22 protein-coding genes are annotated in these 26,053 nt (G+C 58.9%); 5 read left to right on the top strand and 17 right to left on the bottom strand.

Annotation, left to right across the window (positions count from 1 at the left end; all coding sequences use genetic code 11):
- Positions 1-7 precede the first annotated feature (7 nt).
- The 13 genes from ACIQVE_RS02235 to ACIQVE_RS02175 all read right to left on the bottom strand — a co-directional run bounded on the left by ACIQVE_RS02235 (position 8) and on the right by ACIQVE_RS02175 (position 15,759).
- A complete protein-coding gene (locus ACIQVE_RS02235; RefSeq protein WP_402804096.1) occupies positions 8-763 on the bottom strand; it encodes an ABC transporter ATP-binding protein in 756 nt (251 codons plus the stop codon).
- Positions 757-1,818, bottom strand: a complete 1,062-nt coding sequence (locus tag ACIQVE_RS02230) for a FecCD family ABC transporter permease (RefSeq protein ID WP_402804094.1) — start codon at positions 1,816-1,818, stop codon at positions 757-759. Before ACIQVE_RS02230 ends, ACIQVE_RS02235 begins: the two co-directional genes overlap by 7 nt.
- Positions 1,815-2,996, bottom strand: coding sequence for an ABC transporter substrate-binding protein (locus ACIQVE_RS02225; RefSeq protein ID WP_402804511.1), 1,182 nt, complete (start codon positions 2,994-2,996; stop codon positions 1,815-1,817). Before ACIQVE_RS02225 ends, ACIQVE_RS02230 begins: the two co-directional genes overlap by 4 nt.
- 62 nt (positions 2,997-3,058) lie before the next feature.
- On the bottom strand, positions 3,059-5,473 hold the full coding sequence (locus tag ACIQVE_RS02220) for a TonB-dependent siderophore receptor (protein WP_402804092.1): 2,415 nt from the start codon (positions 5,471-5,473) through the stop codon (positions 3,059-3,061).
- Between the two features lie 95 nt (positions 5,474-5,568).
- A complete protein-coding gene (locus tag ACIQVE_RS02215) occupies positions 5,569-6,546 on the bottom strand; it encodes a FecR domain-containing protein (protein WP_402804089.1) in 978 nt (325 codons plus the stop codon).
- A complete protein-coding gene (locus ACIQVE_RS02210; protein WP_402804087.1) occupies positions 6,547-7,062 on the bottom strand; it encodes a sigma-70 family RNA polymerase sigma factor in 516 nt (171 codons plus the stop codon).
- Between the two features lie 91 nt (positions 7,063-7,153).
- A complete protein-coding gene (locus ACIQVE_RS02205; RefSeq protein WP_402804085.1) occupies positions 7,154-8,332 on the bottom strand; it encodes an aminotransferase class V-fold PLP-dependent enzyme in 1,179 nt (392 codons plus the stop codon).
- Positions 8,333-8,347: 15 nt separating this feature from the next.
- Positions 8,348-9,592: an MFS transporter gene (locus ACIQVE_RS02200; RefSeq protein WP_402804083.1), complete on the bottom strand. Its 1,245-nt coding sequence runs from the start codon at positions 9,590-9,592 to the stop codon at positions 8,348-8,350.
- A 13-nt stretch (positions 9,593-9,605) separates the two neighbouring features.
- Positions 9,606-11,456 (bottom strand): IucA/IucC family protein, encoded by a 1,851-nt coding sequence (locus ACIQVE_RS02195; protein ID WP_402804081.1) that lies wholly within the window; start codon positions 11,454-11,456, stop codon positions 9,606-9,608.
- 37 nt (positions 11,457-11,493) lie between these two features.
- Entirely contained in the window at positions 11,494-12,654 is a 1,161-nt protein-coding gene (locus ACIQVE_RS02190) for an NAD/NADP octopine/nopaline dehydrogenase family protein (RefSeq protein ID WP_402804079.1), read from the bottom strand.
- A gap of 28 nt (positions 12,655-12,682) precedes the next feature.
- On the bottom strand, positions 12,683-13,726 hold the full coding sequence (locus ACIQVE_RS02185; protein WP_402804077.1) for a PLP-dependent cysteine synthase family protein: 1,044 nt from the start codon (positions 13,724-13,726) through the stop codon (positions 12,683-12,685).
- 14 nt (positions 13,727-13,740) lie between these two features.
- On the bottom strand, positions 13,741-15,135 hold the full coding sequence (locus ACIQVE_RS02180) for a Y4yA family PLP-dependent enzyme (protein WP_402804075.1): 1,395 nt from the start codon (positions 15,133-15,135) through the stop codon (positions 13,741-13,743).
- Positions 15,136-15,405: 270 nt separating this feature from the next.
- Positions 15,406-15,759, bottom strand: coding sequence for a hypothetical protein (locus ACIQVE_RS02175; protein ID WP_402804073.1), 354 nt, complete (start codon positions 15,757-15,759; stop codon positions 15,406-15,408).
- An 89-nt stretch (positions 15,760-15,848) separates the two neighbouring features.
- Between ACIQVE_RS02175 and ACIQVE_RS02170 the strand changes: the two genes are divergently transcribed.
- From ACIQVE_RS02170 to ACIQVE_RS02160, 3 genes are all read left to right on the top strand, one after another.
- Positions 15,849-16,250, top strand: coding sequence for a ParB N-terminal domain-containing protein (locus ACIQVE_RS02170; RefSeq protein ID WP_402804071.1), 402 nt, complete (start codon positions 15,849-15,851; stop codon positions 16,248-16,250).
- Between the two features lie 111 nt (positions 16,251-16,361).
- Complete coding sequence (locus ACIQVE_RS02165) at positions 16,362-18,602, top strand: TonB-dependent receptor (RefSeq protein WP_402804068.1); 2,241 nt, start codon at positions 16,362-16,364, stop codon at positions 18,600-18,602.
- Positions 18,603-18,750: 148 nt separating this feature from the next.
- A complete protein-coding gene (locus ACIQVE_RS02160) occupies positions 18,751-19,143 on the top strand; it encodes a fe2+ zn2+ uptake regulation protein (RefSeq protein ID WP_402804065.1) in 393 nt (130 codons plus the stop codon).
- A 341-nt stretch (positions 19,144-19,484) separates the two neighbouring features.
- On the opposite strand, the gene ACIQVE_RS02155 is transcribed toward ACIQVE_RS02160, so the two are convergent.
- From ACIQVE_RS02155 to ACIQVE_RS02145, 3 genes are all read right to left on the bottom strand, one after another.
- Positions 19,485-20,657, bottom strand: coding sequence for a cystathionine gamma-synthase (locus ACIQVE_RS02155; protein ID WP_402804062.1), 1,173 nt, complete (start codon positions 20,655-20,657; stop codon positions 19,485-19,487).
- Positions 20,654-22,030 (bottom strand): pyridoxal-phosphate dependent enzyme, encoded by a 1,377-nt coding sequence (locus tag ACIQVE_RS02150; protein ID WP_402804059.1) that lies wholly within the window; start codon positions 22,028-22,030, stop codon positions 20,654-20,656. Before ACIQVE_RS02150 ends, ACIQVE_RS02155 begins: the two co-directional genes overlap by 4 nt.
- Positions 22,031-22,400: 370 nt before the next feature.
- On the bottom strand, positions 22,401-23,336 hold the full coding sequence (locus ACIQVE_RS02145; protein ID WP_402804056.1) for a Ppx/GppA family phosphatase: 936 nt from the start codon (positions 23,334-23,336) through the stop codon (positions 22,401-22,403).
- A 299-nt stretch (positions 23,337-23,635) separates the two neighbouring features.
- Between ACIQVE_RS02145 and ACIQVE_RS02140 the strand changes: the two genes are divergently transcribed.
- Both ACIQVE_RS02140 and map read left to right on the top strand, forming a co-directional pair.
- Positions 23,636-23,863 carry a ParD-like family protein gene (locus tag ACIQVE_RS02140; protein ID WP_042559521.1) on the top strand — a complete coding sequence of 76 codons (228 nt, stop codon included), beginning with the start codon at positions 23,636-23,638 and terminating at the stop codon, positions 23,861-23,863.
- On the top strand, positions 23,860-24,651 hold the full coding sequence (gene map, locus ACIQVE_RS02135; protein WP_402804052.1) for a type I methionyl aminopeptidase: 792 nt from the start codon (positions 23,860-23,862) through the stop codon (positions 24,649-24,651). Before ACIQVE_RS02140 ends, map begins: the two co-directional genes overlap by 4 nt.
- Before the next feature lie 221 nt (positions 24,652-24,872).
- Here map and ACIQVE_RS02130 read toward each other — a convergent pair whose 3' ends face one another.
- Positions 24,873-26,027 carry an ABC transporter ATP-binding protein gene (locus ACIQVE_RS02130; RefSeq protein ID WP_402804508.1) on the bottom strand — a complete coding sequence of 385 codons (1,155 nt, stop codon included), beginning with the start codon at positions 26,025-26,027 and terminating at the stop codon, positions 24,873-24,875.
- Positions 26,028-26,053: the final 26 nt, after the last annotated feature.

The raw sequence follows: 26,053 nt of genomic DNA, 5'->3' as shown, positions 1-26,053 counted from the left end.
GAGACTTTTAAACGATGTCGTCGATCAGAATGTGATGCAGGCCGCGACTGCATTGCTCGATACGGGCCTCGACCTTGTAGACGTTGCGCAACATCTGTTCGGTGATCACCTCGTTGCTCGGACCACTGCCTTGCGCGGTGCCATCGGCGATGACCAGCACCTGATCGGCAAAACGCAGTGCCTGGTTCAGGTCATGGATGGCGATGAACACAATCACCTCCCGCTTGCGGGCCAGGCTGCGCATGAAGTTGAGTACCTGCACCTGCCGATGCATGTCGAGGGCGCTGGTCGGCTCGTCCATCAGCAGGATTTCCGGTTCGCGCACGAGCGTTTGCGCGATGGACACTAACTGTTGCTGCCCGCCGCTGAGTTCACCGAGATTACGGAACGACAAAGTGCTAATGCCCAGTGCGGCGAGAATCTCATCGACCAGTTTCAACTCATCATCGTGAACCACCCAGCCGGGTGTCAGCTGTTTGCGCGCCAGCAGCACTGATTCGTAAACCGTCAAACGGGCGCTGGCGTTCAAGCCCTGGGGCATGTAGCTGATGCCCGTCGGACCCTTCTTTGAATCCTGCAATATGACTTGGCCGGGGCCGTCGATCAGCCCTGCCATGCGCTTGAACAGCGTCGATTTGCCGGCGGCGTTAGGCCCGACCACAGCGACCACCTGACCGCCGAAAAACATCGCCGTCGAGACATCGCGGATGATCTCGCGCTGGCCGTAGCGGGCGCCTAGGTTCTCCAACTGCAGCTTCACCATGAGTTTTTCTTCCCGCCCAGAATCAGAGAAATGAAGAACGGCACGCCGATCAGCGAGGTCACTACGCCAATCGGGAATATTGCGCCGGGTATCAGGGTTTTGCTGACCACGGAGCTGGCCGACAGAATTAACGCGCCGGTCAGTAACGAGGCTGGGAGAAAGAAGCGCTGGTCTTCACCGATCAGCATGCGGGCGATGTGCGGGCCGACCAGGCCGATGAAGCCAATGGTGCCGACGAAGGCCACCGGAAACGAGGCGAGCAGGCTGACCATGATCAGCGTCTGAAAGCGCAGGCTGCGGACGTTGATGCCGAAACTCGCGGCCTTGTCGTCGCCCAGTCGCAGTGCGGTGAGCGCCCAGGCGCGTTTGGCGAATATCGGCAGGGTGATGAGAATGATCAGGCAGACGATTCCAAGCTTCGGCCAGGTGGCTTTGGTCAGACTGCCCATGGTCCAGAACACCACCGCGGCCACGGCTTGTTCGGTGGCGAAGAACTGCACCAGCGCCAACAGCGCGTTGAAGGTAAACACCAGCGCGATGCCGAGCAGCACAATGGTTTCGGCGGTGACGCCGCGACGCATGCTCAGGAAGTGAATCAACAGCGCCGAAAGCATGGCCATGATGAACGCGTTGAGCGGCACCATGAATTGCGCCGCCAGCGGAAATAGCGCGACACCGAAGGCCAATCCCAACGCGGCACCGAAACTGGCGGCAGCAGAGATACCCAAGGTGAACGGACTGGCCAGCGGATTGTTGAGGATCGTCTGCATCTGCGCGCCAGCCAGCGACAACGCGGCGCCCACGGCTACCGCCATTAGCGCCACTGGCAGGCGGATGTCCCACATCACCACGCGCACTTGCGGCGAAGCGCTGTCCGGCGAAAACAGTGCGCCGAGCACTTCGCTGAAACTGTAACTCGCCGGCCCCAATGCCAGGTCGAGCAACACGCTGCATAGCAACAGAAACACAAGTCCGGCGAGGATCAGGCGTTTACGCAGCACCAGCCGTCGATAGGTTTCGCGCTGCACGACCACAGCATCGGTCAACGAACTCACGGTTTGACCTCGGGTTTGCGCAGGCTGACGAAGTAGCCCGATTCATAAGGCACCGGCAGGAAGCGCTCGTGCAGTTCACGGAATGAGGCGTCCGGATCGAGATCGGCAAACAGCTCGGGGTGGAACCATTTGGCCAATTGCTGAATAGCGACGAACTGATAAGGACTGTTGTAAAACTGATGCCAGATGGCGTGGAAGGCTTGTGTTTGCTGGGCCTTGATCCCCGCGTAGGCCGGACGTTGGGTGAACCACGCGAGTTTTTTTCGGGCCTCGGTCATGTCCGCGCCGGGACCGACACCGATCCAATGGCCACCGGGCGCAAAGGCTTCCCAATTGGCGGAGGTGACCACCACATGGTCCGGATTGGAGACGATGACTTGTTCGGGGTTCAACTGGCCGAACGTGGTCGCAATGATGCGCCGGGCGATGTTGTTGCCACCGGCCATGTCGACGAACAGACCAAAATTCTCGTTGCCGAAACTCAGGCAGCAATCATCGGTGTAGCCGCCGATGCGCTCGATGAACACACTGGGGCGAGGCGGATGGTTTTTCTCGATCACATCGGTGACGCGATGGATCTGCTGGTTGCGAAAATCAATAAAGTCTTCCGCGCGTTGCTCTTTGCCGAACAACTTGCCAAACAGGCGCATGGTCGGCTCTGTGTTCTGCATCGGGTTATTGCGAAAATCGACGTACACCACCGGAATGCCCAACGCGTCGAGCTTCTCGATGTAACGCGCATCTTCCGTGGCGTGCTGCGCCTCAACGTTGAGGATGATCACGTCCGGACGCTGCGAGATCGCCTGTTCGATGTCGAAGGTGCCGTCCTCAAAACCGCCGAAGGTAGGGATTTTGGCGATGTCGGGGAATTTGCGCAGGTACGCGTTATAGGTGTCCGGGTCCGACTGGATCATGTCCTTGCGCCAGCCGACGATCCGTTCGATCGGGTTTTGCGTGTCGAGGGTGGCGACCAGATAGAGCTGCCGACCTTCGCCGAGAATCACCCTCCTGACTGGCAAATGAACCTTGACCTTGCGCCCCAACAGATCGGTCACCTCGGTGCGCGCGGTATCTGCCTCGCCAGCGTGGGCGCTGCGCGGTGCGAGGGAGGTCAGGCTCAAAAGTCCTGCCAGTAACAGCGCAGCAAAAGCGAGGCTGCGTCGATCAAAAATCACCATGGTCAAAGCCTTTGCAAAGGTCAGTTCGGTCATTGGCATGCATCGCCGACCGGCTGAACGTTTCAGAAATCGACAGTCGCCGACAGTAATAAGGTGCGCGGTGAGCCCTGGGAAAACGCGCCATAAGAGGCAACGCCCGACCAGTATTCGTGGTCGAACACGTTCTGCACGGTGGCGCGGAACGTGGTCGGTCGATCTTCGATGCGGGTGGTGTAGCGGGCGCCGACATCGAAGCGGGTCCAGTCATCCAGTTCCTGCGTGTTGGCCTGGTTCACATACTGGCTCCCGGTATGGATCGCGCCGCCGGTCAGCGTCAGGCCTTCAACCCATAAGGTGTCCCATTCGGCCCAGAGATTGGCCTGAACCTCCGGCACGCCGACCGGTTTATTGCCGTGGTTGGCGGCGACCGCGGTTTTGCTCAGTTCGGCATTGAGCAGGGTCACGCCACCGAGCAGGCGAGTGCCCGGCCTGACTTCGCCGAACACGTTCAGCTCCAGCCCACGGTTGCGCTGTTCACCCTGTATCGAAAACACCCCGGAGGTCAGCTCGCCACTGGGTTTGGTGATTTGAAACAGCGCGAGGGTCGAGGTGAAGGTTCCGTAGTCGGCCTTGACCCCAAGTTCGTGCTGGCGCGAGACATAAGGGGCAAAGATCTCGCCGGCATTGGTGGCGGTGGAGGGCGCGATGTCACCCTTGCTCAGTCCTTCGAGGTAGTTGTAGTAGATCGAAACGTGATCCCAGGGTTTGATCACCGCGCCGAACAGTGGCGTGACCCGGCCGTCGTCATACGAGGTGGTGACCACGCCGGACGCGTTGTAGTTGTCGGACTGAATGTTCTGTTTGCGCACACCCAACGTCATTTGAACCCGGTCATCCAGCACCGACAACGTGTCGGCCAGGGCCACGCCGGTCAGTTCACTCTCAGACACTTTGGGTGTGTCCGGCTTGGCGATGTAGGGTTTTGGGCGGTCCACCGGGTGATAGAGGTTGGACAGAATCGGCGAGCCGGAAATGACCCCCCGGGACAACAAATCGCGATAACGACTGACCTGCAGCGTTGTCCGGTGAGTGATCGGCCCGGTATCGAAACGCAGGCGCGCCCCCGCGTCTACGGTGTAACGCTGGACTTCGAACTTGTAGTAACCGGGAGTCGAGGACGTATCGCCAGCGGCGTTGATGATGGTTGGCGTCTGGTCGGACATCCGCGCGACGTCCGATTTGCCGCCGCCGGCATGGGCGAACACGGTCAATGCGTCGCTGAGGTCGTACTCACCGCTGAGCAGCGCTGACTTGTCGCGGGTCTGCGACCAACCCCAGTCCTGGCTGACGTTGGTGCGCCCGTTGGCGGCTGAAGGAATGTCCACACCCGAGGCGATCAAGAATGGCCGCGAGGCGGCGTCGAAGCTTTCTTTCTGGCTGAGCCAATCGAAGGTGGTGCGCAAGCGTTCGCCCTGATAATCGAGGGACATTGCACCTATATCGACGTGGCGCGATTGATCGTCGATTGCCGTGTCGCCCAGTTGGGTGCTGCCGTTGATGCGCACACCGAACCGGCGATCCTCGCCAAAGCGCCGACTGACATCGATGTGGCCACCGAGCTGCGAATTCATGGCGTAACTGGCGGTGAACCGGGTCAGATCCTCATCGAGCGAGCGCTTGGGCACGACGTTGATAACGCCGCCGACCGCGCTGTTGGGCGACATGCCATAGAGCAGGGCACCGGGGCCTTTGACCAGTTCGATACGCTCGGCGTATTCGGTAAATACCCGGTAGTTGGGCGCCACGCCATAGACGCCGTCAAATGCCAGTTCACCGAGATTGCCTTCACCGACGGGAAAGCCACGGATGAAGAACGAGTCGACGATACCCCCGGTCTGGCCGGTGGAGCGCACCGATGAATCGCGCTCCAGCACATCACCGACGGTAACCGCCTGTTGATCCTTGATCAGCGTCGAGGTGTAAGTGCTGACGCTGAAGGGCGCGTCCATCACGTCGGTATTACCGAGAATGCCCAGACGCCCGCCGTTGGCGACCTGGCCACCGGCATACACCGGCAGCAGGGCTTCGGTGCGTTTGTCGGTGCCGATGATGGCCGTTTCATCCAGCGAGACCCGGCGCTGCGCCAGCGTGTAGCTGCCATCGCTGCGCAATACCATGTCCAGACCACTGCCTTGCAGCAAGCGATCGACGGCCTCCTGAGTGGAGAAGTTACCGACCAACGCCGGGCTGCTCAGGCCCTCGGTCAAAGCCGGCTCGAACGACAGGGCAATGCCGGCATCCACGGCAAAACTCGACAGAGTTGCGCCAAGTGATCCGGCAGGAATGTTGTAGGCACGAACCGCGACAGCATCCAGTTGCGCAGGCACGACGGCCAAGGCAAACGGGCAAACGGCACCGATCAGGACAAGGCTTAGCAACGCACTGCGAATAACTGGTTTGAACTGACGATCCGGACGCAGGAGGCGTGCAGCGAGCATGGAAAGATGAGCCTATGAACAGGACGAAAAGGTTCTTCTGCCTAATAGCCAGTCGAGCGCAAAAAAAGTATCACCGGTACGGCAAATTTTTTGCCTCAGGCAGGAGAGAGCATCACCCAGAAGCCATTCAAATGGCCGCTGACCAGAATAGGGTAGGTTTGCGCCAGCATGCTCAACGTGCGCTGACTGTCGCTGATGGGATAGGCGCCGGAAATGCGCAGATCGGCAATCGCCGGGTCGAGGCGTACGAAGCCGCGGCGGTAGCGCGTCAGTTCGGCAACAAAGTCGGCCAGACGCATTTTGTCGGCCATCAGCATGCCTTGGCTCCAGGCGCCGACATAGCGGTCGGCCACGCTGACCTGGCCAAAGGTGCGCGATGAAAAGTCCGTGCGTTGGCCGGCATTGACGATCAATGGTGTGCCCTGATGATTCTCCGCCAGTTCGACTCTCACTGCGCCTTCGAGCACCGCAAGGTGGGTGCGTGGTTGCAGTTCGCGAACGGTGAAACGCGTGCCCAGCGCCTGCATTCGACCCTGGCGGGTGCTGACCAGAAATGGCCGGGGCATGGGCGAAATGTCCGGCGCGGTCTGCACCAGTATTTCGCCTTCACGCAGATGAATCAGCCGTTGATTGGCGTCGAACAGCACGTCGATGGCGGTATCGGTGTTGAGGGTGATTTTTGAGCCATCGGCCAACGTCAGTTCGCGTTGCTGACCGACGGTGGTGTGATAGTCGGCTGCCCATTGCTGAGATTCGGCCAGTTTCCAGCTGCCCCAACCGGCCGGCAAGATCGCCAGAATCATCGCCAGCTTGCCCAGTGCCGCGCGCCGCTCCGGGCTGCTTGGTCGATCAAGTGCCGACATCGCCAGTGACGGCGGCAAGCCGCCCAGTTTGGTCTGCAACAACTGCGCACGGGCCCACGCGCGGCCGCGTTCAGGGGAGCTGACTTTCCAGCATTCCCACTCGGCCCGTTCGGTGTCACTGAGTTCGCTTTCACTCAGACGGATCAACCAGTCTGCGGCTTCTTCCAGTGCCTGGTGATCGAGGTTCGGCTCCTTGCGGCGAGTCAGCATTCACTCCACCAGCAACAGGCACTGCACGAAGGCTTGCTTCATGTAGCGTTTGACGGTGATCAGCGAGACGCCCAGTTGCTCGGCGATGTCGTCGTATTTCAGGCCGCTGATTTGCGACAGCAGGAACGCGCGTTTGACCTGCGGCGGCAGGGCGTCGAGCATCGCGTCGATTTCGTGCAGGGTCTCGAGGATCATGAAGCGTGACTCCGGCGAAGGCACCTCCGGGGCCGGCACATGGGCGAGAGCGTCCAGGTAGGCACGTTCCAGCGCCTTGCGCTGATACCAGTTGACCAGAATGCCTTTGGCCACGCAGCTCAGATAAGCGCGCGGTTGTTCGATGACAGTCACCCGGGAAGCGAGAATGCGGGTGAAGGTGTCCTGCGCCAGATCCGCTGCATCCATGGCGTTACCCAGTTTTTTCCTCAGCGTCGCGTACAGCCAGCCGTGATGACCGCTGTACAAGGCTTCGATCGCGCGCAGGTGATTGTCATTATTCGCGGAAAGGGATTCGCTCATGGCTGCAGATTTTCATGCAATTGAGAAGTATTCCCAATGCTAGTTTACAAACTGGCTGCGACGCAAGCGCCGATTGTTGTCCTTTTCAGTCTCACGGCAGAAGGCGCAGCGCAGTGATCATCGTGTCGATTTCCGCCTCGGTGTTGTACGCGTGGATTGAGGCTCGGTTAACCTCCAGCAAGTCCCGCTGTTGCATGTCGAGCAGGGTCGAGCGCAATGTCGAGGTGCTGACATTGATGCGTTTTGTCTGGCCTGCCAGAAACGCTTGAACCTGCTCGGCGCTGCTGTTCCGGTGAGTGAATGTGACGATGCCGGACTGCTCAATCCCCTGGTCTCGCACGGTGACGCCGGGTATCTGCGCCAGTCGCTGACGCATGTAACTGGCCAGCTGTTGAATGCGTTGCCACATTGGCTCGATGCCCTGCGCCAGCGCGTATTCGACCGCTGCACCGAGGCCGAGCTTCGCGGCCACGTTGCATTCCCAGTTCTCGAAACGGCGTGCATCGGCGCGGATCTTGTAGGCGTCGGATGTCAGCAAAGACGCTGCATGCAGATCGAGAAATGCCGGCTCCAGGCTCTGGCACAGAGATCTTTCGACATACAAAAATCCCATCCCGCGCGGTCCACGCAGGTATTTGCGGCTGGTGGCGGCAAGCATATGACAACCGATCTTCTGCACGTCGATGGGCATTTGCCCTACACCCTGGCAAGCATCGAGCAGAAACAGCACGCCGGCGGCGCGGGCGAGGGCGCCGATCTGCTCGATGGGCTGCACCGGCCCGCCGTTGGTGGCGATCACCGGCAAAGAGATCAGGGCAATGCGATCATCAGCCAACATGTCCTTGAGCGCCGAAAGCGAGACCTGGCCGTGTTCATCGTTGGGAATAACGCGGATTTCAATGCCGCGCTGCTGCTTCAGTTGCAGATAGGGGATGTAGTTGCCGGCGTATTCGGTGGTCGAGGTCAGTACCACATCGCCCGATTGCAACGGCAACGAATAGAACGCCATGTCCCAGGCGCGGGTCGCGTTTTCGATCACGGCAATTTCATCGGCCCCGGCGTTGATCAGGCGACCGATAGCGGCGTAGACGTTTTCCAGCTCGGCCGACTGTTGCCCGGCCGCTTCATAGCCGCCGAGGCTGGCTTCGAGCTGAATGTGACGGGTCATGGTCTCGATCACCGGCGCAGGCATCAGCGCCGCGCCAGCATTGTTGAAGTGGATCAGTTGCGCGACCGCAGGCGTATCGGCGCGCAGTTGTTCGATGTTCAAAGTCAGACTCCTTGCTCAATCCCCGGGAGGGGCATGACTCGGTTGCATCACCGCAGGCCAGTAACGCAACGCGACAATCGGGATCAGCGCCACAACGTAGGCCAGGCAAACAAACAGATAGGTGTACTGCAAACCGTAGACCTGGCTGAGCAAGCCACCCGCCGAGATGCCGGCAATCGAGGCGAATTGCGCCGTGCCTTGGGCAATGCCCAGCACATGGCCCTGTTTCGAGCTGTCAGCGGTTTTCGAAATCAGCGCCATCAGCACCGGAGTGGTCGCGCCCAGCAGCGCGCCCCAAATGAAGTAGGCGATGACAAACACCACCGGATTACGCGTGACCCCAGCCACAGCGGCGAGGGCGATGCAGCCGATAACCACGTAGGTCATGCGGTGCAGGGTGTCCTGTTGACTGCGGTGTTCGAAATAGCGCGACCACGCCGTGGCCGAAAGAATGAAACCCAGCGCCAGCAAGCCGTAGCACAGGCCGACCACCGAGTTGCTGACGTCGAACACCGAGCTGACGTACAGCGAAAACGAGGTTTGCGGGAGCATTCGCGCCAACAGCAGAATGCCCATCACGCCGAGCAGCGACAGTAACGGCGACCCTTGCCAGATATGGCCTGAACGGCGGGCAGGCGCTGCCTTGTCGGCCATCGGTGCTTTCTTTACCGGCGGTACATCGGGCAGGGTCACGGCCGCGATCACGGTGCACACCGCACACAATACCGAGGCGGTGATGTTGATCCAGAAGAACGTCGCGTAATCGAGGATCAACCCGCCGACGACTGCGCCCAGCAACGACCCCACGTTGGTCGAGATTTGCAGGATCGCGAATAGCCGGGCTCGCCGCGAAGGGGCTTCGATACTGACGCCATAAGCCTGCGCCGGGGCGATGTAGCCAGCGAAGGCGCCTTGCAGAAAACGCAGGATCAGAATGACCCAGATGTCGCTGAAGAGGGCCAGCCCAAGCTGGGTCAATGACAAGCCGGCGAGGGCGCGGATCATCATCAACTTGTGGCCGTATCGATCGCCGATACGGCCCCAGAATGCACTGGTCAGAATAATGCCAAGCATCGGCCCGACATAAACGGCGATGCTGGCGAAGCTGAAGACCGACTCCGAGGACGTCAGCCCACGCAGATGGACGGGCCAGAACGGCCCGCTCATCTCCATCGCGCCCATGGACACCAGCTGGATCGCAAATAGAAGATAAATCAGGATTCGTACTCTCGAACCCTGGATGACACCTGCATGGGACATGAGACAGCCTCGGTTAAACGCTGGCGAGCGGGTTGGTCAAAGTGTGTTGCAAACGATAGTTGGTGTACTGCATCAAGTGCATGCGCAACAACGAGCGGGTCGGCCATGGATCTTCAACGAACGCTTTGTGCTCGGTTTTCCACAGCGCGGGCTCGACTCGGTTGCGCACGGCGTCGAAGGCAAGGTCGGTTTCCTCGCGCAATATCTGCCACAGCCGCGTGTTGTTCAAACCGTATTCCTTGGTCAGCCACAGGGCAATTTCGTGCAGGTGGGTGAGGAATGTCGCGCCGAGGACGAACGAGCGCACCGGTTCGATATCGCCTGCAAACACCGTCGGCAGAATACCTGGCTGCACATGCGGCGCCAGGCTGTAGCCGCGTCCTTCCAACAGTGGCGCGTACGTGCGGCCATCGCCAAAATCGCGGATCAGCAGACTACGTGCTTTGCCATCGGGGGAGAACAGCACCATGGTGTTTTGCTGGTGCGCTTCCAGGCCGATGCCATAAAGCAGGTAGATCGCGACCACCGGGTGGGTGACCACTTTGGCGTAGTCGCGGAACCAGTTTTCAACCTGCACGGCATTGGCCCGCACGCCATCACGCTCGATCAGATCGGTGAACAACGGACGCCCGTTACCCGGCAAGCGGGTAAACAACGACGCCACGGTAATCGGCAGGCAATCGTCGTTGCGGTCGAACGCCGGCGCACTGGCGCGATAGACCACGGACAGATGACGCCCGGGGTGATCGTCTTGCGTGACCGCGTTTTTATAACGCACGCCGATTTCCTCCGGGAAGATTTCCAGACGCTGATCGAAGCCGTTTTCCGCCTGCAGAATCTTCGTAATCACCGTACTGATGCGCGGCCCCATGTGAATCGACTTGGCTTGCAGGCTGCGCAATTCGCTGGTCATCCACACGGCAATCGGCAGTTTGATCAACGGCGCGGATTGGTCCAGCACCGGCATCATCGTGCGGTACGACATGGTCGGCAGGCTCGCCATGTCAGGGCCGTCGGTGATCAGGATGCCTTCTTCGATTTCCGCCGCGAAGGTTTCCAGCACATAGGCCTGCAAGTGCCAACTGTGAATCGGCAATGGCAGCCACTGGTTTTCGTCCAGACCCTTGCTGTTAAGCGAGGCTTTCCATTGTTCCCATTGCACCGGGAAATGGCTGGCAAACCAGTCGTGATAATGGGTGACGTGAGGCATGCTTTCGCTTTTTGCGTTGTCCGCGCGCAACGCAGCGATTCGCAGTGGTACCTGCGCGTTGAACTCGGGCGACAGTTGCTCGACTTCCTCATCAGTGAGGCCCGGGCGCGCCTTCCACGTCGGGTAATACGGATGGCCTTCCAGCGAACCCCACTGGTCGAGCAGAATCGCGGCGTCCTTGGTGTTGGCGTGCTGTCGCAGGTAGTCGGTGAAGCTGTCGAGGCCCTGATCCCTGACGGCCTGTTGCAGCCGCGCGTTCCATTGCTGGCGATGTTGCCGGGCGTGGGCGTCGTTGGTCAGGCTGTTTTCCATGTCGGCCTTGAGCCCGGCCACACCTTCGTCGGTGGGCGCAAAGTCGAAGCTGTCGCGCAGCACATCGAGCAGGTCTTGGTGGCTGGTGATGACTTGGCGTACGCCTTCATCGGTGACCAGCACCACGTCACCCTCGTTGACCACGGTGTCGGCCGGGCCTTGGGTGATGTCGGAAAAGGCCAGGTGGGCGCGGCCGTCCTTGAGTGGAAAAGTGGCCTGGCTGCCCTCGACCGAAAAGCTCAAGGCAGAACGGTCGAGGATGTTGTCCGCGAAAAGGCAGCGTATCAACCGTCGCATGGCGTTTTTGCGGGAGTAGGCGATCAGTGTCTTGAAGTCATCCATATCAGCGGTCTGCTCGTCGAAAATTGAATTAATGAGATCAAGCGGCGGCGTTTGCCGGGTGTGGCCAGTGGCTTGGGAAGTAGTCGAGTGCCGAGTCGCGCAGGCCTTGCATGTAGGCAACGCTCCACTGCAGCACTTCCTCGATATAGGGCACCTTGAGGTCGAAGCGTCTGGCCATTTCCACCAGTAGCACCAGGCCATAGGCGACGTCCTCGTTGAAGGCGCGGCTTTCGCGTTCGATCACGTAGCCGGCGCGGTTGTCGGCGGCGGGCACCATCGGCGCGAGGATGTCGTTGTAGGCCTGGTTGGTGCGCAAAATCGACAGCATGCTGCTCTGGTCGCGGATCTGGTCGCCGTAGGCCTCGACGATTTCCTGCTTCAGGGATTTGACCGAGGACAGGTCGATGCCCATGCGCTGACTGATGACCGCACACAAGTCCTGGCTTTCCTGATCCATGCGCTCCAGGAAGTACGCGCCCAGCTCCGGGCACTCGGTCCACCAGCACATGCGTTGCGGGAAAATCTTGCGGTGCCATTGGCCGTAAGGGCCGATCAGCCCATAGATCACCGAACTGTGCATGATCGGGTTGCCCGGCGTCAGGGTGATTTCCAGATAGTTTTCCAGCATCGTCACGCAGGATCCGTACAGTGTGGTCAGTATGGCCTGCAACTGTTGGCGCGCTGTTTGCGACTCTCTGGCGTGAGTCGCCACATACAATTGGTTTTTGCCGCCGCCCATTTTGATCGATTGCCCCGGGGTCAGCTCGAACGCGGTGTGGGGGACGTCTTTCATGCCCCATATCACCACGTTGGGACGATCAGGCAGGGTCGCTTCAGCCAGCCAGTCGAAACCGCAGAACCCGGGAATCGCTCCGATGTACACCGGTTTGCTCGCGCTCAGATGCGGGGCGATGGCTTTTAGAGTTTGCTGCCGGGCATGGGCCGGTACGGTGATGATGACGATGTCGGCATCTTCAACGGCAGCCTTTGCGTCGCTGGTCACTCGATCCAGGCGCGCACTCAAGGTCGAGCCATCGGGCAACAAGGCTTGCATCGGTGTATGGCGCGCATGATGTTCGATGACGAGCGGATTGCCGGTGAGCATTGAAACCTGAACATTGGGCAGTTGTTTAAAAACAATGGCGTTGAGATGGCCGGTCCTGCCGCCACCACAGATGGCGACTTTCAACAGATTCATCGAGAGGCGTTCCTGTGTGAGAGTGGGGTCATGCGACGCTCAGTTGCAGCGGCGTGGAAGCGGAGTCCAGCCATTGTGTCTTGCCCAGCCAGGCATCCAGCTGGGTGGCGATGCTCGGGTCGATCAGGTCGCGTTCTTGCAGCCATTTATCGTTAAACACGGTGTGCAAGTATTTTTCGCCCCCGTCGGCGATTGGCACGACCACGTTGCCGGTCAATACGCCTTTGTGGATCAGTTCCAGCGCCTTGAAAATCGCACCACCGGTTGATCCCCCGACCAACAGCGCAAGGTTGCGGGCGATATAGCGCGCTGTTTCGAACGCTTGAGAGTCCGTGACCTGCACACCCAGGTCGATGCAGCTGTAGTCGAGCACCAGTCCGACGGTGTCACCGGCCGGAGTGCCGGTGCCTGACTGGTAGTAGGGATAACCGGGATGGCCGAAGACGATCGAACCGGCCGGTTCCACCGCGACGGTCACGGTGTTGGGGTTGTGCACTTTCAGGCCGCGAGCGATGCCGGTCATCGAGCCCCCGGTGCCGACGCAACCGACGTAGGCGCCGATACCGCCCTCTGCCTGGGCGATGGATTCGCGAACGAAATCGCTGTAGCCGCCCGCGTTGGCGGCGTTGTCAGATTGGTTCATGAACACGGCGCCGGGAATTTCGCTGGCCAGTTCTGCCGCCATTTGCTGGCGCTCGACCACCGCGACTTCATCTTCGCGATAGGTGCCTTTGACGAAACGAATGTCGGCACCCAGTGCTTTCATCACGGCGATCTTGTCTTGCGCCGCGTGATGATCAACCACCGCGATAAAGTGCAGGCCGAACTCCACGGCCGCCATGGCAAGGCCGATTCCGGTGTTGCCGGAGGAAGATTCGACAACCACGCCTCCGGGTTTCAGGCGTCCGGATTTGAGTGCGGCCAGCACCATGTTGCGTGCCATGCGGTCTTTGATACTGCCCCCCGGGTTGTTCTTTTCAATTTTCAGTAACAGGCGGGCGTTGGTATCCGGAACATCAATGCCCAACATCGGCGTATTACCGATAAGGTCCGAGACTTTATTCAATATCATTGCAGTTGTTCCCTTTAATAGTCAGGTGAAAACGCATAGTTACCTTCCGTAGAACAAGTCGCCGTCAACCGTCGGGGCAGGGGATGGCGATGAAACTCGTTTTCCAGCAAGTCCATCTGATAACCGGCGGTATTGACGTAAATCAATAAGTCGCCAGTCTGGGGTGCAGTCGCAAAGTTGATCAGGCGATGAGTGATAACGTCGTCGTCCAGGCAGCTATGACCTGCGATAAAAGCTTGGGTGGGTGTGTGTGGCAGTTCTTTTGTGCTGATCAGGATCGGATCAACCAGATATTCGGAGGCGAACCAGGTTTCGCAAGCGCTGAAACTACTGCCCTCAACAAAGATGACGGTTTTGTTGTTGGCAAGTTTCTTGGTGCGGGTGACGCGAAATAATGAAATCGCTGCTTGATCGACAAGGCTTCGACCGGGCTCCAGTGCCAGCGTTATATTCTCCAGCTTTAAATAATTGGCTATGGATAATCCGGGCGAATGCTCGGCCTCGAGCAATAACGTCAGCCATTGCGCTGCTGTGAGGTCGCCGCCATAAGGATAATAAGCCTCGGGAATTTTCTGGTTGTAGTAATGGCTTGGCGTATTGTCGTTTTGTAAGAATCGGGCATACGTCTGCGGCTCGACATAACGTATCGGCAGGCCGCCACCGATATCGATCATCCGCGGATTCAAGCCCATTTCCCTGGCAGCCCCGACGAACCCGCTGACCTCGCGCAACGCTTGTGCGCGGGATTCGAACCCATAGCCGCCCAGATGAAAATGGAAACCCTCGAAGTGAAAAATATCACTGCGTTTGGTCAGTCGTTGAAGGCCCTCCAGCAAATCTTCCGAGCTCATGCCGAAGCGGCTTTTTGGACTGCTTTTCGGTCTGTAACGCAGTAAAATCCTGGCTTTGGCGACTGGCTGCAATGCTTCGATCTCACTTTTCAGGTGATCGAATTCCTCCAGCGAGTCGACGCAAATCAGCGAGCCTGCGCTAATCAATGCCTGATGAAATACGGCGGTTTTCGCCGGCCCCGTGGCGCAGATTTTTGCGCCAGGTGTACCGGCTCGGAGCGCTGCATGGAGTTCGTGGATGCTCGACACGTCGACGCCAATCCCCGAATTTGCTGCCGCCCCGAGCATGCTCTGGGACTTGTTGGCCTTGGCGCCATAGAATATTTCACAAGGCACGTTGTGCTGTTTCAACACGTTAAGCAGGGTCTGTGTGTTTAATTTAAACGCGTGGGGCCAGACCAGGTTTAAGGGGGAGCCGTGTTGTTTGGCCAGATCAGCAAGTGTGTCCGGGAAGTTGTTGATAAGCGTAGCGATTATTGGGTCGATCAGCGGTTTCAACATGTCGGGGTGATGAGTTTCGATTGATTGTTCAATCGCTATAAAATTTGTTGTAGGCATAGTTAACCCCTGGCGTCGAAATAACCTCGTCATTGATGTTTCGATAACTGATCGCTATCGACGGACTCAGTCTGTTTACTCGTTGTAAACGAGTTTTATACAACTCGGAGGCGGGCGCCAGGCGATAGCTGAAGTTTGAATGGTGGCGCTGATCGTAATAAATATTTCACAAAATAACTGCATGAAAACCCATTCCCTGAGGTTTGTACGGATGTTCCAATTGGCCACTAGTTGATGACCAATGCCCTGTAAATGGCCAGTGACTGGCATTCAAATGACATCACTGATATGTACTTTCCGTGGTGCTGCTCGCTTGCGTTGAAACCAAGATAGTTTCTCTTGGCGGCGTGAACAATATTGCGAACAGGAACGATTATCAAGTAAGGTTTTCAAATATTTTGGAATAAAGACCTGCGCAAGAAAAATCAATGAACGTGTATTTACACGCTCAAGGAAGCGTTCGTCCTGAAATAAAAAGACGCTTAATTCCTTGATCAATAAGGCGTTAAGGGTGGCTGCGAGATACCCCGGACGAGCACGCAAATTTGCCGCTGAAGGGGCCTGCAAATGTTCAGAAACCACGACTGGTTCACGCAAAGGAGCAACGCCATGCAATCCGATCAAGTCAGTCGCCAGACCCAGACTGCTATCAGCCCGTTTGCGATAACCCGCGCCGATGCTTGCTGAATCCCAAGCAAATCAGGAGGACCACCATGGAACACGGTTATCAGATTGCGCTGCGACCGCTCAGCGAAGTGCTGCCGTCGGAGCAGGTCGATCCGGCCAACGTGACACGGCTGTGCGAATCGATTGTTCGCGCCGGGCATTGGCTGGAACCGATCATCGTCGAGCGTTCACGGGGGATCGTGATGGACGGCAATCACCGCTTCAACGCCGCGTTGCAGCTGGGCTTGAAGCGGGTGCCGTGCATCCAGCTCGATTACAGCGATCCGCGAGTATGTGTGCGGCACTGGCAGACCGGGCAGGCGTTCGAGGTGGCGCGGATTTTCACCACAATCGCTCGTGGTGAGATTTTTCCCTACAAGACCACCCGACACGCGTTTGACCCAGCGTTGCCGGTGGTCGCGATACCGCTGGAAAACCTGTACGCCTGAGCTCCGCTGGACGAATTCAAAAAAAACTTTATTGCGGGTGATACTTTTTCGCAGATCGACTGGCAATAGGAGTGATTACCATTTTCCCTTGTTGAAAAGGATCCTCACGTCATGCCTGTTGTCAGTCGTCCTTGCGGTGAGCGCGTGTTAACACTCGCCATTCGTACCGCCATGCTGAATTTCGTTCTGGTCGCAGGAAGCGCCAACGCGTGGGCCGCGAGCCCCGAGCCACAAGACGTTGCCGCCGATAAGACTTCGAACAGTTCGGCGGCAGCGTCGACCGACGACAGCGCTGATGCGCTGACCCTCGACACCACCAACATCAACGCCCGTTACCGCGGCCCGACCGCATTGCCGGAAACGCTCGCCGGTGGTCAGGTCGCGCGCGGTGCCCGGCTCGGCATGATGGGCAACAAGGATGTGATGGACACCCCGTTCAGCGTCACCAGTTACACCGCCAAGACACTGGCCGATCTGCAAACCGTGACCGTCGCCGATGCGCTGGAGCGTGATCCTTCGGTTCGCTCGACCGGGCAGACGGGCGGGATCGTTGACTCGTTTTTCATCCGTGGCTTTGCGATTGGTGAAGGCAACCTGGGCGAGTTGGCGTACGACGGCGTGTACGGTGTAGCGCCAAACTATCGGGTATTCACCGACTACGCCGAGCGTGTCGAAGTGCTCAAGGGGCCGGGGGCGCTGATGTACGGAATCTCGCCCAACAGCGGTGTCGGTGGCGTGATCAACATCGTACCCAAGCGTCCGCTGGATGAAGACCTGACTCGTTTTACCGGCAGTTATGCCTCTGACTCGCAAGTGGGTGGGCATCTGGATTTGAGTCGGCGATTTGGTTCGCAGAACCAGTTCGGCGTGCGCTTCAACGGCAACCTGCAGGGCGGTGATACCGCGGTCGATGATCAGCAGCGAGACTTGGGTATCGGCGCGATTGCGCTTGATTATCGCGGTGAACGTTTGCGCCTGAACCTTGATTACATCAGCCAGAAGGAAAACTTCGAAGGGGCTTCGCGGCCCTTCACCGTCGCGCCGGGCGTCGATGTTCCGTCTGCGCCGAATGGTCGAACCAATGTGTCGCAGGATTGGGGCTGGTCGGACACCAAGGAGCAGTCGGCGTTGCTCGGTGGCGAGTACGACCTGACAGATAACGTCACGGTGTTCGCCCATGCCGGTGGCGGCAAGTCGGACGTCAAGCGCATGTCCGACCAGGTACCACGAATCCTCAATGATGCCGGTGATACTAGCAATATCCCCGGCTACTACAAATTCAACGTTGACCGGTCGACGGCGGATGTCGGGATCCGCGGTGTGTTCGCCACCGGGCCGGTGACCCACACCACCACGTTGATGGCGACCCGGTATCAGGACGAACTGTCCCGTGGCATCACCAGCGGCAGGGCGGTTCGTTCGAACATCTACCACCCAGTGGATGCACCCAAGCAATACATCAACGCGCCGAAGGTGCTGCGTATTTCCGAGTCGGAACTTTCCGGCGTTGCGTTCACTGACACGCTGTCCATGCTCGATGACCGCTTTCAGTTGACGCTCGGCCTGCGTCGTCAGGACATCGAGTCGCGTAACTACAACGCGGCGGGTTCTGTCAGCTCGAAATACAACGATAACGCCACCACCCCGCTGGTCGGTGTGGTGGTCAAACCCTGGGAGGATGTTTCGCTCTACTACAATTATGTCGAGGGCTTGAGCAAAGGTGACATCGCGCCCGGAACCGCGGCCAACGCCGGCGAGACATTCGCCCCCTATGAATCGAAGCAGCATGAAGTCGGTGTCAAATATGAACATGGCACGTTCATGACCACGCTGGCGTTGTTCCAGATCGAGAAACCCAGTGGCGAAGTCGGCGCCGACAACGTGTTCTCGGTGCAGGCCGAGCAACGTAACCGCGGTGTCGAATTGAGCATGTTCGGCGAAGTGGCCCCGGGCACGCGCTTGATGGGTGGCGTAACGGTGCTCGATGGCAAGTTGACTGATTCGGCGACAGCGGCCAACCGTGGTAATAAACCGGTCGGCGTGCCGGACGTACAGGCCAACCTGTGGGCTGAATGGGATACGCCATGGCTTGAAGGTTTCACACTGACCGGCGGTGCGATCTACACCGACAGTCAGTACGTCAACCAGGCCAATACCCAGGAACTTGATTCCTGGACCCGTTTCGATGCGGGTGCGCGTTATGCCACCAAAATCGAAGGCCGACCAACGACGTTCCGCGCCACCGTGCAGAACGTGTTTGATCGTGAGTATTGGTCAGGCGTGGCCTCCTACGGCGCATTCTCCCCGGGATCTCCGCGGACATTGCAGCTGTCGGCCACGGTCGATTTCTGACGCACGCTGGAAAAGGGGAGCCTTGGTAAACGGCAGTTACGCATTGCTCTTCTATATATAGCGTCACGACCACGTTGCGGTCTGGAGCGTGGGTGGCAGGCGGGATCAGCGACAGCCCGCCTGAACAATTCTGAAAAGGAGTATTCGCATGTTCAGCAACCCAGGCGCTGCGTCGGTAAACGCACCTTCAGCCTTGCGGACCGCCACCAACCCACTGGCCTTTGAGTTCGAACGCAGTGCCAACGAGCATATTCGCGAACTGCTGCGACACTTTGGGCTGCGTGCCAGCCTGATCCGTTTCAAAGTGATCAATGCGCTGGTGGTTGCCAGCAGGGACGGGCGCTCTATGGGTGTGAACGGGGTGCATGCGTATGTCGAGTCGACATCGCCCGAATTGTCATTCATCAGTGTGCGCGAAGTGCTCAAGCGCCTGTGCGAGGACGGTCTTATTGAGCTTGATAAAGATAAGAACTACCGGTTTACCCGAGAAGCCGGGGATTGCTGCAATAGCATTCCTGAGGCGGGGAGACGTTTGCGATAGTCGCTTCGCTTCCTTGCAGGCCCGAGCAAGAAGGAAATCAGTCTAAAAGCACCTGCTCGTTTTTCTGTGCTTTTGCTACGCTCAAAGGTGTAGGTGAAGACGCAGACTGATGCGCAAACGGATAGCAAGGGGACGTGGGGCGCGTTCCGAAGGGTGCACGGTTAGAAAGATCTCCGCGCTGAGATCCAGCCCTTATGCCGTGTGAAGCAGCCGAGGCACTACTTTTCAATTTCGCCCGGTACTGTGAGAAGCCTGATAAACCTTGTAAGCCAGAGACCAGCACTGGCCGCCTACTCGAACACCAAAGCCCGCATCGTGCGGGCTTTGTCATTCTTGCAGCGCTAGATTTTCGTCAGGGCATTCGCCAGATCGGCGCGCAGGTCTTCGATGTCTTCAACGCCCACCGACAGACGGACCAAGCCGTCGCCAATCCCCAGTTTTGCGCGGGTTTCAGGTGGAATGGTGGCATGAGTCATGATCGCCGGATGCTCGATCAGGCTTTCAACGCCGCCCAGGCTTTCGGCGAGGGCGAAGATTTTCACGTTCTCTAGAAAGCGCCGCGCGCCGGCCAGATCACAGTTCAAATCCACGGAAATCATCCCGCCGAAACCGCGCATTTGCCGTTTCGCCAATTCATGCTGTGGGTGCGACTCAAGCCCTGGGTAGTAGACGTGTTTAACTTGCGGCTGCTGCTCCAGCCACTGCGCCAGATCCAGCGCGTTGCTGCAATGACGCTCCATACGCAGCGCCAGGGTTTTCACTCCGCGCAACGTGAGAAATGCATCGAACGGCCCGGAAATCGCACCAACCGCGTTTTGCAAAAAGCCCAGACGTTCGGCCAGTTCGGCGTTCTGCCCGACCACGGCGATCCCACCGATCACGTCGGAATGACCGTTCAGGTACTTGGTGGTCGAGTGCAGCACGATGTCGAAACCCAGCTCCAGCGGACGCTGGATATACGGGCTGGCGAAAGTGTTATCGGCCACGCTGATGATTCCGCGTGCGCGGCAGATACGCGCGATGGCGGCCAGATCCGACAGGCTCAGCAGCGGATTGGTCGGTGTCTCGACCATGACCATGCGCGTGTCGTCCTGCAACGACGCCTCGAACGCCGACAGGTCGGTCAGGTCGACATAGCTGAAGCGATGGCCGGCGCTGCGTTGGCGCACCTTGTCAAACAAGCGAAAGGTGCCGCCGTACAAGTCGTTGCCGGAGATGACGTGCGATCCGGCGTCGAGCAATTCCAGCACCGTGGAAATCGTCGCCAGCCCGGAAGCGAAAGCGAACGCCCGGCTGCCACCCTCAAGATCCGCCACGCAGCGCTCAAGGGCAAAACGCGTCGGGTTGTGCGAGCGCCCGTAGTCGAAACCCTTGTGCACGCCGGGGCTGTCTTGCAGGTAAGTGGAGTTGGCGTAGATCGGCGGCATTAATGCGCCGGTGGTTGGGTCGGGCTCTTGCCCGGCATGGATTACCCGGGTCGCGAAACCTTGGGCACTCTTGTCCTGCTGACTCATGCGAGGGATCTCCGTAATTGGTTGAGCATATCGACGCGGGTGATCAGGCCATGGAAGCCCGATACGTCGGCGATGATAGCGACGAGGCCACGGCTGAGCACCGATTCCAGTTCGGCGAGGGGGGCGTCGGGCGCGAGGGTTTGCAGTTTGTCGGTCATCACGCTGGAGACCGATTGACTGAAGCGTGCGGCGTCTTCGTGCACCCCCAGCAGAATGTCCGATTCGTCGATCACGCCGACCAGTTGTTTGCCTTCCACCAGCACCGGCAGTTGCGAGACATCCGCCAGGCGCATGCGCTGGAAGGCGGTTAGCAGTGTGTCATCGGGGCCAACGCTGATGACCCGGCCGTCCTCGAAACGTCGAGCGATCAAGTCCCGCAGGTCGCCATAGCCTTTGCGCTGCAACAGGCCCTGATCGGTCATCCACTGGTCGTTGTAGACCTTCGACAAGTAGCGCGTACCGGTGTCGCAGACGAAACTCACGACGCGTTTTGGCTCGGTCTGTTCGCGGCAATAACGCAGCGCGGCAGCGAGCAGGGTACCGGTCGATGAACCACCGAGAATGCCCTCGGCACGCAGCAATTGACGGGCGTGGTCGAAGCTTTCTTCGTCGCTGATCGAATAGGCGTGGCGCACGCTGGAGAGGTCGGTGATCGACGGAATAAAGTCCTCGCCAATGCCTTCGACCGCCCATGAACCGGGGGTGGGCAGCGAGCCGTCGCGGCTGTATTGAGCCATCACCGAGCCGACGGGATCGGCCAGGACCATTTCCAGCTCAGGTTGCACGCGTTTGAAGAAACGGGTCAGCCCGGTCAGGGTGCCGGCGGAGCCGACGCCGACCACAATCGCATCCAGGTCATGTTCGGTCTGCGCCCAGATCTCCGGCGCGGTGCTGCATTCATGGGCCAGCGGGTTGGCCGGGTTGTTGAACTGATCGGCGAAAAATGCGCCGGGAATGTCTTTCGCCAGTCGCGCGGCGACGTCCTGGTAATACTCGGGATGACCCTTGCCGACGTCGGAGCGGGTGATGTGCACCTCGGCTCCCATGGCTTTCAAGTGCAGGACTTTTTCCGTGGACATTTTGTCCGGGACGACCAGCACCACGCGATAACCTTTGGCGCGGCCCACCAGTGCCAGGCCCAGGCCGGTATTGCCGGCAGTGGCCTCAACGATAGTGCCACCGGGTGTGAGGCGACCGTCACGTTCGGCGGCATCGATCATCGCCAGGCCGATACGATCTTTGATCGAGCCGCCGGGGTTTTGCGATTCGAGTTTGAGAAACAGTGTGCAGGGGCCGGTATCGAAGCGGGTCACTTGCACCAGCGGCGTATTTCCTATCAGCCGCAGTACGGCAGGGCGGGATTCCTTCGACATTCTTCACCTCTTGTTGGTGATGGATCGCGTTCCATTCGCGGGAAAACTTCGCATGCAACATAAGCCGTGAAGGAATCTGCCGCAACCACCCGGCGGGCTGAAAAGATCAGCGATTTTGATCTAACTATAGAACTGAATTTGCCTCGGGACCGGGCGTTAACAGCGGGAGGAGGGTTACGCGATGTCGAGGGCTGTACAGAGAAAAAATGTGGGAGCTGGCTTGCCAGCGATGGCGGTGGATCAGGCAGCATCAATGTCGAATGTGCGGGCCTCATCGCTGGCAAGCCAGCTCCCACAGGGATCAGCGGTGTCCACACATTTTCGACCCGTGCAGATCCAACTGAGGGAATGCAGTCAAGCGGTGGGAGGGTCAGTGCTTGCTCATCAACCCGTGCAGCACGCCCAGGCGCAATCCCGGTTCGCATGGCACCATCTGTGAGATACCGAACGCCTTGAACGCCGCCAGCATCAGCACCAGTCCACCGGGCAGGATGCTTTGGCGGTGTGGTTGCAGGCCTTCGAGTCTGAGCTGGCGGACGTTGGTCACCTTCAGCAGAAGCAGCGACAGACGCAATAGCCCCGCGTAGGTGATGCCGTCCTGACCGAAATCGTTCAGTCGATTGGCCTTGAGCACTTTGGCGAGCATCCGCGCGGTGCCCGAGGAGCCAATGGTCTGCTGCCAACCCTGAGCGCGATAGCGTCGGGCGACCTTTTCAAACTCGAGGATGGCGACGCGTTCAGCTTCTTGCAGCGCGCCGGGGGAAATCTCGCCGCCGCGAAAGAACCGCGTGCTCAAGGTGCCGCTGCCGATGGCAATACTTTCAGTGAGCAGTGGTTGTGAGCCTTGGCCGAGGATCAATTCGGTAGAACCGCCCCCGATGTCGACCACCAGGCGCAACTCTTCGACACCCGGTAACGCGTGCGCCACGCCGGCGTACACCAATCGCGCTTCTTCATGCCCTGAGATGACGTCGATGCGAAAGCCCAGATGCCGCTCCGCACTGGCCAGAAACAGCTGCGCGTTATCGGCTTCCCGCACCGCGCTGGTAGCGACTGCTCGCACTCGGCCCGGCTCGAATCCGCGCAGTTTCTTGCCGAACCGCGCCAACGCCTGCCAGCCTCGATCCAGAGCCAAGGTGTCGAGCGCACCACCGTCAAGCCCCTCGGCCAGACGCACCGGTTCGCGCAAGGTTTTCACTTCCTGGATCATCAGGCCTTTGCGACTGCGCACTGACTGGCCGATCATCAGGCGAAATGCATTCGAACCCAGGTCGATGGCGGCAAACAGCGAGGCGTCGTCTTTCATGGCAGTCCTTGCAAAGCATCCGTCGCGAGGCTCAAGACGGTTTGCGAGGATTCTGCCGTTATCTTGATGACACCCTGATGACGGGGCAGGGGCGGTTCAGTGAATTGTTGTTTGTCATAACAGTGTCATTATTCGATATCCATACTGAGCCCAACACATCGCGTGTTCTTCAAAGTTTTTGCTGCCATTTCTGGCAGCTTTTTTTTGCCTGAAATTCAGTGCCTGCAGGGTTCGGTTTGCAATTCCTCACCAGGCTTGGCTAATATACGATCCATATACACTTCGTATCGGATTGTGCCATGGGCATCGTAAAGATTTCAGAGGACATGCACGAGAACCTGCGCATTTCCAGCAACGCACTCAGCCGCTCGATCAACGCGCAGGCCGAGCACTGGATGCGCATCGGCATGCTCGCCGAGCTGCACCCCAACCTTGACCACAGCGCAATCTGCCGCTTGCTGATTCGTGCTGAACAAAACGGCGGGCTGGACCTGCAACAACTGACTCAGGAAGACGTCACGGCATGAGAAACCAGATCAAGATCAACACCCCGGCTGACATTGCTCAATCGCGCGCTGCTGGCAAATTGGCTGCTGAAGTGCTGGCGATGCTGGTGCCGCACGTAAAGGCTGGCGTCACCACCGATGAACTGGATCGGCTGTGCAACGACTACATCGTCAATGTGCAGAAAGCCATTCCCGCCAACGTCGGTTATCACGGTTTCCCGAAAACCGTGTGCGCCTCAGTCAACGACGTAGTCTGCCACGGCATTCCGTCGGGCACGCCGCTCAAGGACGGCGACATCGTCAACCTCGACATCGCCGTGATCAAGGATGGCTGGTTCGGCGACACCAGTCGCATGTACGTGGTGGGTGAGGCTACGCCTGAAGCACAGCACCTGATTAAAACGACGTATGACGCCATGTGTGCCGGTATTCGCGCAGTACGTCCGGGCGCGACGCTGGGTGATATCGGCCATGCGATCCAGAGTCTGGCGGAGAAGGAAGGTTTCAGCGTGGTGCGCGAGTACTGCGGGCACGGCATCGGCAAGGTTTATCACGATGAACCGCAGATCCTGCATTACGGCTTTCCCAATCAGGGCATGACGCTCAAGGCCGGGATGATCTTCACCATCGAGCCGATGCTCAATGCCGGCAAACGCCATGTGAAGAACATGCCGGATGGCTGGACCGTGCTGACCAAGGATGGCTCGTTGTCGGCGCAGTGGGAACACATGGTGGCGGTGACGGAAACGGGCTTTGAAGTGCTGACGGTGTGGCCGGATGAGGTTGAAGGGTATGCGCCGATCAGGTGATACCGCGTCGCCTGCTTGCCCCTCACCCTAACCCTCTCCCGGAGGGAGAGGGGACTGACCGAGTTGCCCGGCGTCAGATATCGACCTGAAAGATTGGCGGTGAATATGGATTCACTGCAGAACTTTCAGGTCGACGTACTTCTTCAATATCCCCGGATCTGCTCCCTCTACCTCTGGGAGAGGGCTGGGGTGAGGGGGTAAATTCCGCAGACAACACGCTATCAGTGAGCGCCAGCTGCCTTGTTCAGATCGCTTTCAGTCCATTCGGTATAGACGCAGGCGTCTGCAGTGGCCCAGCGCACCTGCACCGGATCGCCTGTCTTGAGCGGCATGCCCGCCGCCGACAGCGCCTTGACCGTCATCGAAGTCCCACCCGAAGTGACCACGCTGCACGTCTGACTCTCACCCAGAAACAGCACTTCCACCACCTTCGCTGAAACCTCATTCCAACCCGCCGCCAGCGGCTCGTTGATCGCTTGTTCAACGCTCAACGCCAGTGCCTTTTCCGGGCGCACCATCAGCAACACGTCCTGATCCGTATGCAATCCAGCAGTCAGGCGAATCGACAACGACTGGCCCTCGAAACCCGCTGCTGCGTTGCCCTGAGCCTTGAGCTTGAGGAAGTTCGAGTTGCCAAGAAACGACGCGACAAACGCGTTCGGCGGATTCTGATACAGGTCATACCCGCTGCCCAGACCGACAATCTTGCCGTGGCTGAAAATCGCGATACGCTGCGACAAACGCATGGCTTCTTCCTGATCGTGGGTCACGTAGACGATGGTGATGCCCAAACGCCGATGCAGTTGGCGCAGTTCATCCTGCAAATCTTCGCGCAGCTTTTTGTCCAACGCACCCAGCGGTTCGTCCATCAGCAGGATGCGTGGTTCGTAGACCAGCGCCCGGGCAATCGCCACCCGTTGCTGTTGGCCTCCGGACAGTTGCGAAGGGCGGCGATGGGCGAATTGGTCGAGCTGCACCAGTTTCAACATCGCATCGACACGCCGTTCACGTTCAGCCGCAGCGAGTTTGCGGATCGCCAGAGGAAAAGCGATGTTGTCGCGCACCGACAGATGCGGAAACAGCGAATAACGCTGGAACACCATGCCGATGTCGCGCTTGTGCGGCGGCACGTTGACCAGCGACTGACCGTTGACGAGGATCTCGCCGCTGCTCGGTGTTTCGAAGCCGGCGAGCATCGACAGCGTGGTGCTTTTGCCGGAGCCGCTGGAGCCGAGGAAAGTGAGGAATTCACCTTCCTTGATGTCCAGCGAGATGTTGTCCACGGCGGCAAAATCACCGTAGTGCTTGTTCAGGTTGCGCAGGCTGACCAGGGGTTTGTCGTTCTGCTGGGATGCGTCTTTGATCACGGCACTCATGGCGTACTCCTGGGCGCTCAGGCGCT

Source organism: Pseudomonas sp. NPDC098747, assembly GCF_044760045.1.
In the GTDB taxonomy this organism is placed as follows: domain Bacteria; phylum Pseudomonadota; class Gammaproteobacteria; order Pseudomonadales; family Pseudomonadaceae; genus Aquipseudomonas.
This window is presented reverse-complemented; position numbering and strand designations above follow the sequence as displayed.